Annotated in this window: 14 protein-coding genes; 9 read left to right on the top strand and 5 right to left on the bottom strand. The window is 69.7% G+C overall.

Annotated elements, in window-relative coordinates:
- The first annotated feature begins 11 nt into the window (after positions 1 to 11).
- On the top strand, positions 12 to 446 hold the full coding sequence (locus LL946_RS10075) for a DUF732 domain-containing protein (protein ID WP_404380232.1): 435 nt from the start codon (positions 12 to 14) through the stop codon (positions 444 to 446).
- Between the two features lie 22 nt (positions 447 to 468).
- On the opposite strand, the gene LL946_RS10070 is transcribed toward LL946_RS10075, so the two are convergent.
- Both LL946_RS10070 and tdh read right to left on the bottom strand, forming a co-directional pair.
- A complete protein-coding gene (locus LL946_RS10070; RefSeq protein WP_404380230.1) occupies positions 469 to 1,311 on the bottom strand; it encodes a peptidoglycan-binding protein in 843 nt (280 codons plus the stop codon).
- Positions 1,312 to 1,404: 93 nt separating this feature from the next.
- Positions 1,405 to 2,445, bottom strand: a complete 1,041-nt coding sequence (tdh, locus tag LL946_RS10065; RefSeq protein WP_404380228.1) for an L-threonine 3-dehydrogenase — start codon at positions 2,443 to 2,445, stop codon at positions 1,405 to 1,407.
- Between the two features lie 110 nt (positions 2,446 to 2,555).
- Here tdh and LL946_RS10060 point away from each other — a divergent pair, with 110 nt between their 5' ends.
- On the top strand, positions 2,556 to 3,002 hold the full coding sequence (locus LL946_RS10060; protein WP_404380226.1) for an SRPBCC family protein: 447 nt from the start codon (positions 2,556 to 2,558) through the stop codon (positions 3,000 to 3,002).
- Complete coding sequence (locus LL946_RS10055) at positions 2,999 to 3,523, top strand: TetR/AcrR family transcriptional regulator (RefSeq protein ID WP_404380224.1); 525 nt, start codon at positions 2,999 to 3,001, stop codon at positions 3,521 to 3,523. The genes LL946_RS10060 and LL946_RS10055 overlap by 4 nt, the downstream gene beginning before the upstream one ends.
- A gap of 15 nt (positions 3,524 to 3,538) precedes the next feature.
- Here the strand turns inward: LL946_RS10055 and LL946_RS10050 are convergent, their stop codons facing one another.
- Positions 3,539 to 4,036, bottom strand: a complete 498-nt coding sequence (locus LL946_RS10050; RefSeq protein WP_404380222.1) for a GNAT family N-acetyltransferase — start codon at positions 4,034 to 4,036, stop codon at positions 3,539 to 3,541.
- Between the two features lie 256 nt (positions 4,037 to 4,292).
- Between LL946_RS10050 and LL946_RS10045 the strand changes: the two genes are divergently transcribed.
- The 3 genes from LL946_RS10045 (at position 4,293) to LL946_RS10035 (ending at position 7,045) form a co-directional block, all read left to right on the top strand.
- Positions 4,293 to 4,634: a DUF485 domain-containing protein gene (locus LL946_RS10045; RefSeq protein ID WP_404380220.1), complete on the top strand. Its 342-nt coding sequence runs from the start codon at positions 4,293 to 4,295 to the stop codon at positions 4,632 to 4,634.
- A 3-nt stretch (positions 4,635 to 4,637) separates the two neighbouring features.
- Positions 4,638 to 6,278 (top strand): cation acetate symporter, encoded by a 1,641-nt coding sequence (locus LL946_RS10040; RefSeq protein WP_404380218.1) that lies wholly within the window; start codon positions 4,638 to 4,640, stop codon positions 6,276 to 6,278.
- Positions 6,279 to 6,508: 230 nt separating this feature from the next.
- Positions 6,509 to 7,045: a hypothetical protein gene (locus LL946_RS10035; RefSeq protein ID WP_404380216.1), complete on the top strand. Its 537-nt coding sequence runs from the start codon at positions 6,509 to 6,511 to the stop codon at positions 7,043 to 7,045.
- A gap of 102 nt (positions 7,046 to 7,147) precedes the next feature.
- Here LL946_RS10035 and LL946_RS10030 read toward each other — a convergent pair whose 3' ends face one another.
- Entirely contained in the window at positions 7,148 to 8,041 is an 894-nt protein-coding gene (locus LL946_RS10030; protein ID WP_404380214.1) for a phenylalanine 4-monooxygenase, read from the bottom strand.
- 256 nt (positions 8,042 to 8,297) lie between these two features.
- Between LL946_RS10030 and LL946_RS10025 the strand changes: the two genes are divergently transcribed.
- Positions 8,298 to 8,912 (top strand): DUF6318 family protein, encoded by a 615-nt coding sequence (locus tag LL946_RS10025; protein ID WP_404380212.1) that lies wholly within the window; start codon positions 8,298 to 8,300, stop codon positions 8,910 to 8,912.
- A gap of 419 nt (positions 8,913 to 9,331) precedes the next feature.
- Positions 9,332 to 9,775, top strand: coding sequence for a hypothetical protein (locus LL946_RS10020; RefSeq protein ID WP_404380210.1), 444 nt, complete (start codon positions 9,332 to 9,334; stop codon positions 9,773 to 9,775).
- An 83-nt stretch (positions 9,776 to 9,858) separates the two neighbouring features.
- Here LL946_RS10020 and LL946_RS10015 read toward each other — a convergent pair whose 3' ends face one another.
- On the bottom strand, positions 9,859 to 10,812 hold the full coding sequence (locus LL946_RS10015) for a hypothetical protein (RefSeq protein WP_404386959.1): 954 nt from the start codon (positions 10,810 to 10,812) through the stop codon (positions 9,859 to 9,861).
- Positions 10,813 to 11,077: 265 nt separating this feature from the next.
- Between LL946_RS10015 and acs the strand changes: the two genes are divergently transcribed.
- Positions 11,078 to 13,042 (top strand): acetate--CoA ligase, encoded by a 1,965-nt coding sequence (gene acs, locus LL946_RS10010; protein ID WP_404380208.1) that lies wholly within the window; start codon positions 11,078 to 11,080, stop codon positions 13,040 to 13,042.
- Positions 13,043 to 13,084 lie beyond the last annotated feature (42 nt).

Raw genomic sequence — 13,084 nt, 5'->3', positions numbered from 1 at the left:
GCGTCGTCGACATGCTGAGACTGCGCACGCCCGCGACCCTGCTCACCGGATGCGCGCTCGCGCTCGCCCTGACCGCGTGCGGCTCCGAGTCGCCCGACGACACCGCCAGCACGCCCACGTCGACGTCCAGCGACGCGACGTCACCCAGTTCGTCCCCCGAGCCCAGTAACAGCGGAATCGTCCCGGACAACACCTGGGCGTCGGTGTTCAAGAAGGCCCTCCCGCCGCTGGCGGACAGGAGAGACGAGGAGGTCGCAGCAGCCGCCAAGAAGGTCTGCACCACCTTCGAGGCCAGTCCCGACGAGGCGACCGCGACGGCGATCCTCGCCGACCTCGGCACGGCCCTGGCCCTCGACGACACCCAGCAGCAGCTCTTCGCCTCCGGCGCGGTCACGCACTTCTGCACCGGTCAGGCTGACGCCTGGACCAAGGCCTCCCTCGGCTGAGCCAGACGCCGCCGACCGCCGTTCACTCGAACAGCGGCATGGTCAGCACGTGCCACGTGACCGGGCCGACCACACCGTCGGACGGGGGCGCGAACATCGTCTGGAACTCGCGCACTGCTGCCTCGGTCAGCGGGCCGAACGACCCGTCGACGGCGAGCCCGCCGGGGAGCAGCGTCTGGGCGGCCCTGACCGCCTCCCCGCTGTCGCCCGGCCTCACCGTCACGATGAGGGCCGGCCAGTCGAGCTGGCCCACCGTCGTGCTGATGTAGGTGGCCCGCAGGGTCTGCTGGAAGGCGCGGATCGCGTTGCCGCTGGCTGGGCCGAAGCTGCCGTCCGCGGCGATCGAGGCACCCTTGGCACGGAGCAGGTGCTGGGCGGCCCGGACCCGCCAGTTCGTGCTCTGGGTGGCGCCCTGCTTGACGAGCGGCCACGGGTGCGGACCGGGGCTGAAGGTGCTGAGGTACGACCACGACTCCTCGCCCGCGGCGCCGTCCTGCGAGAGCCCCCACTGGCGTTGGAGCTCGGTGACCCGATCCCGGGTGAGCGGTCCGTAGGCACCGTCGACGACGAGCGGGTCGAGCCCCGGTGACGACACGAGCCCGAACTGCTGGACGGCCCGCACGGCGTCGCCACTCGACCCGCTGCTCGTCGGGATCACGAGACGGCCCCACGTCGCAGGTCCCACGATCCCGTCGGCCGTGAGGCCCGAGGCGGCCTGGAATGCGGTTACCGCCGCACGCGTCGCGGGGCCGAAGGACCCGTCCGCGGCGACCGTCCGCCCGTGCGCGCGAAGGAGGTACTGGACGCCCTTCACCGCCGGCGAGACCGCACCTGATCCGACTGTCCTCCACGGCCTGACGTTCATCGCCCACTCCTTCGTGCCGAACCCCGGACAGGCCCGCGCATGAGAAAGGAGGGAGGGCCGCAGAGCCTGATACCTCGGTCCTCGGCGCGAACCTCAGCTCCAGTCGAGGACGACCTTGCCGCACTCCCCCGAGCGCGCCACCTCGAAGCCCTTGGCCCACTCCTCCGCCGGGAAGCGGTGGGTGATGACCGACTGGACCGCCTGGCGCAGCTCGGGGCTCGTGGCGAGCATCGAGCCCATGAGGTACCAGGTCTCGAACATCTCGCGACCGTAGATGCCGCGGATCGTGATCATGTGCGTGATGACCCGGCCCCAGTCGATCGGGTAGGGGTCCTTGGGCAGCCCGAGCATCGCGACGCGGGCGCCGTGGTTGAGGTTGGCCAGCATGTCCTCGACCGCACGCGGGGCACCCGACATCTCGAGCCCGATGTCGAAGCCCTCGAGCATGCCGAGCTCGCGCTGGGCCCAGGCGAGGTCCTCGCCCCGGGCGACGTTGACGCAGAGGTCTGCGCCGGCGCCGCGCGCCAGCTCGAGGCGCTGGTCGCTCATGTCCGTGACCGCGATGCGCCGCGCACCCGCGTGACGCGCGATCGCCACCGCCATGACCCCGATCGGTCCGGCACCGGTGACGACGACGTCCTCGCCGACGACCGGCCACTGCAGAGCGGTGTGGGTCGCGTTGCCGAGCGGGTCGAAGATGGCGCCCAGGTCCGGGTCGAGGTCGGCCGGCTGCACCCAGGCGTTCATCGCCGGGATGACGACGTAGTCCGCGAACGCACCGTCACGGTTGACGCCCACCCCGACGGTCTTGATGCAGAGGTGGCGACGGCCTGCGCGGCAGTTGCGGCAGTTGCCGCAGATGAGGTGGCCCTCCCCCGACACCCGGTCACCGACGGCGACGTGGTCGACGAGCGACCCGACCTCGACGACCTCGCCGTAGAACTCGTGCCCGATCGTCATCGGGGCGTTGACCACCGAGGCCGCCCAGTCGTCCCACTGCTCGAGGTGGAGGTCGGTGCCGCACAGTCCCGCGCGCAGGACGCGGATCTTGACGTCGGAGTCACCGCACTCCGGCTCGGGGACGTCCATGAGCTCGAGTCCGGGACCGGCGGTGGTCTTCACGAGTGCGCGCACGGCGCCCATCATGCCGCCTCTTGCGCGGCTAACGTTGTTAGCCTACAGTGGGGCTAACGACGTTAGCCAAACCGCCGGTGTCGACCCGCCCACCACGAAGGAGCCACGACATGTTCGTCCGCCAGATCAGCCGCACCATCGACATCGCCGCCACCCCCGAGCAGGTGTGGGCCACGCTGACCGGCTTCACGGCATACGGGGAGTGGAGCCCGTTCATCCGCGAGGTGAGCGGGACCGCGGAGGCCGGCCAGAAGCTCCGCGTCGCCATCTCCCCCGCCGCCGGGAAGGCCATGACCTTCCGGCCCACCGTCATCGCCGCCCAGCCGGGTCGTGAGCTGCGTTGGCTCGGACGCGTCCTCGTCCCCGGTCTCCTTGACGGCGAGCACTCGTTCACCCTCGAGCCCTTCGCCGGCGGCACCCGCCTCACCCAGGCCGAGCGCTTCTCCGGCGTGCTCGTGCCCCTCGTCGGCACGGCGATCGACGTCGGCGACGACTTCGACGCGATGAACCGCGCCCTCAGGGAGCGGGTCGAGGCCACGGATACCATCGCCCGATGATCTGCCCCGAGGAGCTCGACCCCTCGCCGCTCCTCACGGCACGCGCCCGAGCGGTGCGGGACGCCGCCCGCGTCGTCCTCGAGCGACAGGGCTGGGAGACGCTGACGATGCGCACCCTCGCCGACGAGCTCGGGATCGCGGCGCCCTCGCTCTACAAGCACTTCGCGGGCAAGGAGGCCCTCAAGGCCCAGCTCGTGGCCCTGGCGCTCAAGGAGTTCGGCGAGGCGGTCCGACCGGTCTCCACCGTCGGGACGCTGGTGCGCCGCTACCGAGCGGTCGCGACCGCCAACCCGCAGCTCTACCGGCTCGCCACGAGCGGCTCCCTCGACCGCGACACCCTGCCGCCGGGGCTCGAGGACTGGTCCGGCAGTCCGTTCTTCGAGGCGACCGGCGACCCGCACCGGGCGCAGGCTCTCTGGGCCGCGGTCCACGGCATGGTCATCCTCGAGCTCGACGGCCGCTTCCCGACCGGCAGGGCACCCGAGGCGACCTGGCGCGAGCTCGTCCGCCACTTCAGCTGACGGCTGCGGCTCACCTCACGCGAGGCGCTTGCCGAAGCACCGCACCAGCTCGGAACCGGCATAGTGCCCGAACGGCACCACCGGCTCGTAGCCCGACGACTCGTAGAGCGCGATCGCATCGGGCTGCATGAGCCCCGTCTCGAGCACGAGGTGCTCCACACCCGCCGCCTGCGCCGTCGACTCGAGGTGGGCCAGCAGCCGGCGGGCGAAGCCGCGCCCACGCACCGACGGGGAGACGAACATCCGCTTGACCTCGGCGACGCGGTCGCCGTCGAACCGCGCGTCGAGCTCCGGGCGCCAGCGCCAGCCACCCATCGCCACCGGCTCGTCCCCGGCGAGCCCCAGCACGAACAGCCCGCGCGGCTCGCTGAACTGCAGCGGGTCCACCGGCGACTCGTCCGGCCCGCCGTAGATGGCGACGTAGTGCGCCTGCACCTCGTCCACCAGCCGCTGCACCCGCTCGTCCAGGAACGGCACCACGCCGAGCTCCAGCTCGCGCCCCTCTGTCTGCACGCGCCCATCCAACCCCACGACCCGGACACCCCCTTCGCTATGCCGGCCCACGCAGAGCGTGGGACCCGCGCCCCCGACCGCTCGTCGCACCTCACCTGCCGCTCGGCGCAGCGCCGCAACGACGGCGGAGCCACCGAACGAGGCCGGGCACCCGCCTGCCGAGCCGCCACCGCGGAGGCTCGCGGACGGCATACCGGCTGCTCGACAGTGTGAGGCGAACCCGGCTCCGTCCGGGACCGACCAGTGGAGGTGCACGGTGAGCAACGACGCTCGCATACGAGGCGACGAGGATCCCTACGTCGCCATGCAGACCACCGACGAGTTCCAGGCGCTGCGCAAGAAGTTCCGCGGCTTCGTCTTCCCGATGACGGCCTTCTTCCTCGTCTGGTACTTCGTCTACGTCCTGCTGTCGATCTTCGCTCCCGGGTTCATGGGCACCAAGGTCTTCGGCAACATCAACATCGGCCTCCTGTTCGGCCTCGGCCAGTTCGTCACGACGTTCGCCATCACGTTCATCTACGCCCGGTGGGCCAACCGTGAGCTCGACCCGCTGGCGGACGCCATCGGCGCCACGCTCGACGGCCAGAAGGAGCACTGAGACATGACCTTCCTCACCACCGAGGCGGCTCAGGTCGGCTCCCCCGCGCTCAACATCTCGATCTTCGTCGGCTTCGTCCTCGTGACCCTCGTCGTCATCATCAAGCTGGCGAGTGGCAAGAAGAGCGCCGGCGAGTTCTACACCGCCAGCGGCGGCTTCTCCGGTCGCCAGAACGGCGTCGCGATCGCCGGCGACTACCTGTCGGCGGCATCCTTCCTCGGCATCGCCGGCGCCATCGCCCTCCAGGGCTACGACGGCTTCCTCTACTCGATCGGCTTCCTCGTCGCGTGGCTCGTCGCGCTCCTGCTCGTCGCCGAGCTCATGCGCAACACCGGCCGCCTCACGATGGCGGACGTGCTCTCCTACCGCCTCAAGCAGCGCCCGGTCCGCATCGCGACCGCCACCTCGGTGCTCGCCGTGTCGTTCTTCTACCTGCTCGCCCAGATGGCCGGCGCCGGAGGCCTTGTCTCGCTCCTGCTCGGCATCGAGGGTGAAGGCGCGCAGAACCTCGTCATCGCGGCCGTCGGCATCGTCATGATCGCCTACGTCCTCATCGGTGGCATGCGCGGCACGACCTGGGTCCAGATCATCAAGGCCGTCCTGCTCATCGCCGCCACGGCGATCATGACCGTCTGGGTGCTCGGCAAGTACGGCTTCAACCTCTCCGGGCTCTTCGAGGCTGCGGTCGACAAGAATCCCAAGGTCGGCGAGAAGCTGCTCGCACCGGGTGTGAAGTACGGCGCGACGACGACGTCGAAGATCGACTTCATCTCGCTGTCGCTCGCCCTCGTCCTCGGCACCGCCGGTCTCCCGCACGTGCTCCAGCGCTTCTACACCGTCCCGACGAGCAAGCAGGCACGCAAGTCGGTCGAGTGGGCGATCTGGCTCATCGGTGGGTTCTACCTGCTCACGCTCGTCGTCGGCTACGGCGCCGGTGCGCTCGTCGGCGCCGCCAAGATCAACGCGGCACCGGGCAAGGCCAACGCCGCTGCTCCCCTGCTCGCTTTCGAGCTCGGTGGCAGCCCGTTCCTCGGCATCGTCTCGGGCATCGCGTTCGCGACGATCCTCGCGGTCGTCGCCGGACTGACGATCACGGCCAGTGCGACCTTCGCGCACGACATCTACAAGGAGGTCATCAAGCGCGGAGAGACGACATCGGACAACGAGGTGAGGGTCGCTCGCATCTCGGCCGTCGCGATCGGCGTCATCGCCATCCTGGGCGGCATGCTCGCCAAGAGCCAGAACATCGCGTTCCTTGTGGCGCTGGCCTTCGCTGTGGCTGCCTCGGCGAACCTGCCGACGATCCTCTACTCGCTGTTCTGGAAGAGGTTCAACACCCGCGGGGCACTGTGGTCGATCTACGGCGGACTCGTCTCCACGGTCGTGCTGATCATCTTCAGCCCGGTCGTGTCGGGCAAGGCGCCGCTGCCCGGCACCACGGTGAGCCCGTCGATGATCACCAACCCGGACATCGACTTCTCGTGGTTCCCGCTCGACAACCCGGGCCTCGTCACCATCCCGCTGGCGTTCTTCCTCGGCTGGCTGGGCACCGTGACGAGCCAGGAGCACAACGCACAGAAGTACGCCGAGATGGAGGTGCGCAGCCTCACCGGTCACGGCGTCGCGAAGGCGCTCGACCACTGATCGGCTGACCCCGCGCCACGTGTGCCCCAGCGGTCCCTTCCCGGGACCGCTGGGGCACACGACGTTCGTTGGCGTATGCCGTCCGCTCCCCTCCTCGATGTATCTGGCCGGCCGCTGCGGCCTCCTCCTCCTCATGACCGGAGCGCGGTTGCTGCCGCCCGGTCGAACCGGGTCAACCGAAGGCGTCACCTGCGCGTCTTCCCGGTGACACCGACCACGAGGAGGACACCATGAACCGCAAGACCATCCGTCGCAGCGCCGCAGCCCTCGCCCTGGGCCTCGCCGCCGCCACCGCACCCGCCGCCGTCGGCGCCTCGAGCGCCTCCGCCGCCCCCTACTGCGGCATCTACTGGGGCTCGCTCGCCAAGTCGTCCTCGACGATGAAGGCCACGACCCTCACGGGTGTGCGTGCGGGGCGCCACACCTGCTTCGACCGTCTCGTCATCGACCACCGAGGATCGGCCACGGGCTACGACGTCCGTTACGTCTCCCAGGTGACCCAGGACGGTTCGGGCTTCCCGGTGCCGGTCGCCGGCGGGGCCAAGCTCCAGATCGTCGACCGCGCCGCGCGCTGGACGACGCCGCCGGCCATGCCGAACGTCGCGGGCTACACGACGTTCAGGGACGTCAAGTGGGCCGGTTCGTTCGAGGGCCAGTCGACCGTCGGGCTCGGCGTTCGGGCGCGGCTGCCGTTCCGCGTCTTCACGCTCAACGACACGGCGACCGGCACGAGCCGGCTCGTCATCGACGTCGCCCACTACTGGTGACGGCGGGGCTGCCACCCCACCCGTCGAGAGTAGAGGAGGTCCCGTCTCCCACAGTGGGAGGCGGGACCTTCTCTGCTCTGGAACGGCGGCGGTCAGGACCGGTCAGCGCGTGGCGGCCTCGGCGCGGAGCCTGGCCGCGAGGTCGTCGTCGACCGTCTCGAAGAACGCGCCCACGACACCCTCGAGCTCGTCGAGGCTGTCGGCGCAGAAGAGCACCGGCTGGTACGCCGTGATGTCGTAGTTGAGCGTGCCCATCTCGACGAGGTCGAGCGGGCGGTGCTCCATGTGGGCGAACTCGTCCATCTCGCCGTAGCTCGAGAGGATGCCGGCGCCGTACGCCTTGACCTCGCCGTGCTCGCGCATGATCCCGAACTCCATCGAGAACCAGAAGACGTCGGCGACGAACTTCATCGCCTCGTCGGTCTCGAGGCGCAGCGACGCCTGCCCTGCCGCCTCGGTGATCCGCGCGAACCGCGGTGAGGCGAGCTGGTTCCCGTGGCCGATGACCTCGTGGATGATGTCCGGCTCGGGGGTGTAGAGGGGCTGGCTGCCGTGGCGCAGGTACTGCGTCGAGTTGAACGTGCGCGAGCCCAGGTCGCCGTAGAAGTCACGCAGCGGAACGAGCCCCGGCGCGGCGATGTAGGTCCAGTCCGTGATCGGCTCGAGCAGCGCGCTCACCTCGGGCAGCTGCGGCACGTGCTCGGTCGGCAGGCGCAGGGCGTGCTTGGCGGCGAGGTACTCGCTGTGCGCGTACTTCTCGTGCTTCGGCGTGAGCTCGTGGCTCACGGTCCGCCAGATCTCGTGCTCGGACTCGGTGTAGTCGATGTGCGGGATCGGCTCGCCACGGGTCCAGGCCATGGCGGCGCCCGCGATCTCGCCCCGTCGCGCGCGGTACTCCGCGTCGTGCAGACCGGGGTGGTTGTCGCTCAGGTGCACCTCGACGGTTCCGTCGTCGTGCTGGGTCACCGGCGAGTACAGCTGGCCGTCGTCGAACATGGCCCACCTCCTTGTGGTTCGTGTTGACCACAGGGAAGCAGAACGGTGGTCAAAGGGGAACCGTTGTCGGACACGCTGGGCACAGAGTGCACGTTCGGACCAGTCGGGAGACCGGCATACGGTGCACTTTGCCCACTTCCACACCGAACTGGGTATGCCGTCCCCTCACCCCTGTGGACAACTCGAGTCGCGGTCTCCGCGGATTTCCCTAAACTCGAACGCAGTCCGTGACAGATGACCGGGGTGGGGAGTCACCGTGAACAAGTCTTGGGGGCGCGCTGTCGTCGCCCTGTCCATCGCTGCCGTCGCGCTGTCCGCGTGCGGTGACGAGGCCGAGCCGAGTGCGGCGCCGACGCCCAGCTCGTCGGTGACGTCGTCGGGTTCGACGTCACCATCGCCGTCCGGGTCCGCGAGTCCGACGGCGAGTGCGAGCGCGTCATCGTCGGCGCCGAACGCGAGTGTCCCCGCGGCCGCCCGAGCCCGCACCGAAGCCGGAGCCATCGCCTTCCTCAACTTCTATTTCGGCCAAATCAATAAGGGCTTCCTTGACCCTCCCAACGCTCCGGAACTGATGGCATACGCCGACAAGGACTGCATCGCGTGCCGGAAGACCCAAGAATCCATCACTGAGTACGCGAGGGGCGGGTGGTCGGTGAAGCAGTCGCCACTTGAAGTCCGCGAGGCAGCCTTGGCCACAGAGGTAACGGCGGATCGGGTGATCATCAATTTCACGTCAGTGGAACGAGCCCAAACCCAATACCTTCGGGGCACGGCGACCACCTACAAAACGAAGGCGAGCACCTTAAAGAAGGGGGCCGCATTGAAGTGGGTGGACGGCACGTGGCAAATGTTTGGCATGGAAAACCTGTAATCGGTCTTTTCGCAGCACTGACCTTGCTTGCCAGCTCACCGCTCGCGAGCGCCGAGCCAGCGGGACCACCACCACCCGACGGAGGAATCAACGGAGAGATCGGTGGAGACGGCACGAAGGTCACGCTGACTCTTGAGGACATTCGGAAGGCGAAGGCGGAGGCTGCTGCGGCCGTCGGCAAACCCGGGCCACGTTGGCAGTACCGAACGCGCCTCAACTGCACCGCCGGCGACACGACTGGTTCGGGCTGCGCCACGGCCGCTGCGGCCTGCACCAACGGCCAGTTCCAGGCCGTCGTTCTGCGTCGGCTCGTCAACGCCGACGGGTCGGCCTATCCCGACGCTCGCGGTCAATGGGCGACTTGGGGCGTCACCTGTTTCCCCCACGAGCTCCCGGGCAGCAACCTTCCGACGATCGCCATGATCCGGCAGGCCTTCCGCGACATCGACTTCGCCGAGGGCGGCCTGAGCATGCAGCCGGTCGGCAACGTCACCCTCGTCAACCTTCCGACCTACTTCGAGGCGACGTGGCCAGAGGCAGGAGTGGGACCGGACGAGGTCGACACGAGCGACCTGCTCGGCTACCGCCTCGAGATCCAACCGGTGCTCCGGTCCTTGACCTACGTCTACGGCGACGGCAACACGAGTGGACCCACCGAGTCCCTCGGGGGCCCACACCCGGACGGCGACATCCGTTGGACCTACACGCGAGCCGGCGCCATGGCGACGCGGGTCGACACGACCTACGGCGCCCGCTTCCGCCTCCAGGGTGGAGCGTGGATGACCATCCCCGACACCGTCACCGTGCAGGGCACGCCCGTGACGCTCACCGTCCGCGAGGCCAAGGCCCGGCTCTACAAGTAGGCAGCCTCCGAACCCAGCTCGGTCTGGCTCACCACGGGACGTCCCGTCGTCCATGACTCACCATCCCCCGGCCCGGGTCGGTCTCAGCTGGACGTCGAGCGCCGACGCTTGAGCGTGGTCGCGGCCACGACGAACGCGATCGCCAGCGCGACCGCGACCCAGATCCAGCCGGTGTAGATCTGCGGCGCCGTCCGGACGATCTGCAGACCCTGCTCCCGCACATGGTCGACGAAGGTCCGCCCGACCACCGGTGCTGCCGCGGCCGGGTCCGCGAGCGCACCGACCTGGAGTGCTCCGAAGCCGGTCCAGAGGCTGATCGACAGGACCACGGCGGCCAGCCACGTCACCACGACCCGCACCACCCCTAGGATCGTCGGCGCCACCCGGTCTGCGGTGGCGACCCAGAAGGGCAGGGCCACGGCGACCGCGAGCAGCAGACCGCGCGACCACGTCGCCGGCGAGAGCCCGGACACGAGCGCGAGGAAGGCGGCGACGGACACGGCCCCACGGGTGGCGCGGGCCCCGACTGCGAGGCCGAGCAGCATGCCCACCGCAGCGAGCGCCGCCAGCACCACGCGCTCACCGTCGGCGAACGTCACGTCCCCGTCGGTCAGGGTCCACGCGATCGCGGTGAGCCCGGCGGCGATCCCGAACTTCGGCCAGGGCGATGAGACGAGCGCGGAGACGACGGCCGACGCGACCAGCGCCCCGAGGAACAGCTCGCCACCACTCACTGGCGCCACACCGCCCACTGCCTGCACGAGCGCTAAGTGCATCCAGTCAGCCCGACCGTGGAAGCCTGCCGGCCACCACAGCGCCAGCGCGAGCGCCATCGCCGCGAACGGCCAGACCCGGCGCACCATCGCCCACCGGTCGCGCGGAGCAGCCGCCCCCGCAGCCGGACCCGACGTGGCGCCCCCAGCATTCGTGCCCCCAGCCCCGGTCGCCCCCGTGGCCCCCGCGGCGCGCGCCGCACTCGCACCACGTGGGCCCCCAGCGGCAGCCTTCACCTCTGCGCGGGTCCGTGCATCGCTCATGCGGAGGAGGTTACTGCGGGGTCACCAGCAGAGGGCGGGTGCTGTGCCGCTCGTCGCACCCTCCGTCCGACCCGCAGGGACCGGCCATCGCACCGCCTGCCGCACCGTCCACCGCAGGGCACCTGCCTCCCGGCGACGAACCGGCACCCTGTGTTGATGCCGGGCAGTGGACACGGTTGGCTGGGCCAGAGTCGTGCTGACGCGCCACGCCTCACGCACTACGCATGACGCACCACGCCCGCCCCCCAACGACGAGGAGCCCGAAGTGACCGACGAGAACCTCTCCAGCCACCTGGCCGAGCTCGACCTCTCTCCCACGGACGAGCTGAAGGCTCAGGCCGTCGGCACCGAGGACCTCTTCACCGAGGCCGACGCGGACCGCGAGGCCTTCTGGGCGCGCCAGGCCCGCGAGCGCATCACGTGGAGCAAGGACTTCGACCAGACGCTCGACTGGAGCGGAGCCCCCTTCGCCAAGTGGTTCGTCGGTGGCGAGCTCAACGTCGCCTACAACTGCGTCGACCGGCACGTCGAGGCCGGCAACGGTGACCGCGTCGCCCTGTACTTCGAGGGCGAGGGTGGCGACACCCGCACCGTGACCTACGCGGACCTGCTGGCCGACGTGTGCCGCACCGCGAACGCGCTCGTCGAGCTCGGGGTCAAGAAGGGTGACCGGGTCGCGATCTACCTCCCGATGATCCCCGAGGCCATCGCGACGATGCTCGCCTGCGCCCGCCTCGGAGCCCCGCACTCGGTGATCTTCGGTGGCTTCTCCGCCGAGGCGCTGCGCACCCGCATCAACGACGCCGAGGCCCGCGTCGTCGTGACGGCCGACGGCCAGTGGCGCCGCGGCAAGGCGGCCCCGCTCAAGCCGGCCGTCGACGAGGCCATCGCCCACGGCGACACCCCGGTCGACAAGGTGCTCGTCGTCAAGCGCACCGAGTCCGAGGTCGAGTGGACCGAGGGCCGCGACGTCTGGTGGCACGACCTCGTCGACAGCCAGAGCCCGGAGCACACCGCCGAGCCGATGGACTCCGAGCACCCGCTCTTCATCCTCTACACGTCGGGAACCACCGGGAAGCCCAAAGGCATCTTCCACACGACGGGCGGCTACCTGACCCAGACGGCATACACGAATGCCGTGGTCCACGACGTGCACCCGGAGACCGACGTCTACTGGTGCACCGCCGACATCGGCTGGGTGACCGGCCACTCCTACATCGTCTACGGGCCGCTCGCCAACGGTGCGACGCAGGTCCTCTACGAGGGCACGCCTGACACGCCGCACCAGGGCCGCTGGTGGGAGGTCGTCGAAAAGTACAAGGTGTCGATCCTCTACACCGCGCCCACCGCGATCCGGACGTTCATGAAGTGGGGCGCCGACATCCCCGCCAAGTTCGACCTCTCCTCGGTCCGCGTGCTCGGGTCCGTCGGTGAGCCGATCAACCCCGAGGCTTGGCTCTGGTACCGCAAGAACATCGGCGGCGACAAGGCGCCGATCGTCGACACGTGGTGGCAGACCGAGACCGGCGCGATCATGATCAGCCCGCTCCCCGGCGTCACGACGCTCGAGCCCGGATCGGCCCAGCGCCCCATCCCGGGCATCAGCGCCGAGATCCTCGACGACGAGGGCAAGCCGTTCACCGAGCCCGACAAGGTCGGCTACCTCGTGCTCACGCAGCCGTGGCCGTCGATGCTGCGTGGCATCTGGGGCGACCCGGAGCGCTACAAGGAGACGTACTGGAGCCGGTTCGGCGAGAAGTACTACTTCGCCGGTGACGGTGCCAAGTACGACGACAAGGGCAACATCTGGCTGCTCGGTCGCGTCGACGACGTCATGAACGTCTCGGGCCACCGCCTGTCGACGGCCGAGATCGAGTCGGCCCTCGTCTCGCACCCGTCGGTCGCCGAGGCCGCCGTGGTGGGCGCCTCCGACGAGACGACCGGCCAGGCCGTCGTCGCGTTCGTCATCCTGCGTGGCGGCGCCGAGGACCAGGGCGACCAGACCGTGCAGGAGCTGCGCAACCACGTGGCGCACGAGATCGGCCCGATCGCCAAGCCGCGCCAGATCATGGTCGTCCCCGAACTGCCCAAGACCCGCTCGGGCAAGATCATGCGCCGCCTGCTCAAGGACGTCGCCGAGAATCGCGAGGTCGGAGACGTCACGACCCTCGCCGACAGCTCGGTGATGAACCTCATCCAGAAGGGCCTGTCGAAGGACTCCTCCGACTGACCCATGTGCGACTGATTGCCCTTTCCCGCGCGAGGAGCGCAG

It is taken from the genome of Knoellia locipacati (assembly GCF_044791685.1).
In the GTDB taxonomy this organism is placed as follows: Bacteria; Actinomycetota; Actinomycetes; order Actinomycetales; family Dermatophilaceae; genus Knoellia; species Knoellia locipacati_A.
This window is presented reverse-complemented; position numbering and strand designations above follow the sequence as displayed.

Excerpts from the sequence above, each read along its gene's own strand:
- LL946_RS10030 (WP_404380214.1), bottom strand. The coding sequence starts at position 8,041 with ATGTTCGACGACGGCCAGCTGTACTCGCCGGTGACCCAGCACGACGAC.
- LL946_RS10035 (WP_404380216.1), top strand. The coding sequence starts at position 6,509 with ATGAACCGCAAGACCATCCGTCGCAGCGCCGCAGCCCTCGCCCTGGGC.
- LL946_RS10060 (WP_404380226.1), top strand. The coding sequence starts at position 2,556 with ATGTTCGTCCGCCAGATCAGCCGCACCATCGACATCGCCGCCACCCCC.
- LL946_RS10070 (WP_404380230.1), bottom strand. The coding sequence starts at position 1,311 with ATGAACGTCAGGCCGTGGAGGACAGTCGGATCAGGTGCGGTCTCGCCG.
- LL946_RS10020 (WP_404380210.1), top strand. The coding sequence starts at position 9,332 with ATGATCCGGCAGGCCTTCCGCGACATCGACTTCGCCGAGGGCGGCCTG.
- LL946_RS10015 (WP_404386959.1), bottom strand. The coding sequence starts at position 10,812 with ATGAGCGATGCACGGACCCGCGCAGAGGTGAAGGCTGCCGCTGGGGGC.
- LL946_RS10055 (WP_404380224.1), top strand. The coding sequence starts at position 2,999 with ATGATCTGCCCCGAGGAGCTCGACCCCTCGCCGCTCCTCACGGCACGC.
- LL946_RS10040 (WP_404380218.1), top strand. The coding sequence starts at position 4,638 with ATGACCTTCCTCACCACCGAGGCGGCTCAGGTCGGCTCCCCCGCGCTC.
- LL946_RS10075 (WP_404380232.1), top strand. The coding sequence starts at position 12 with ATGCTGAGACTGCGCACGCCCGCGACCCTGCTCACCGGATGCGCGCTC.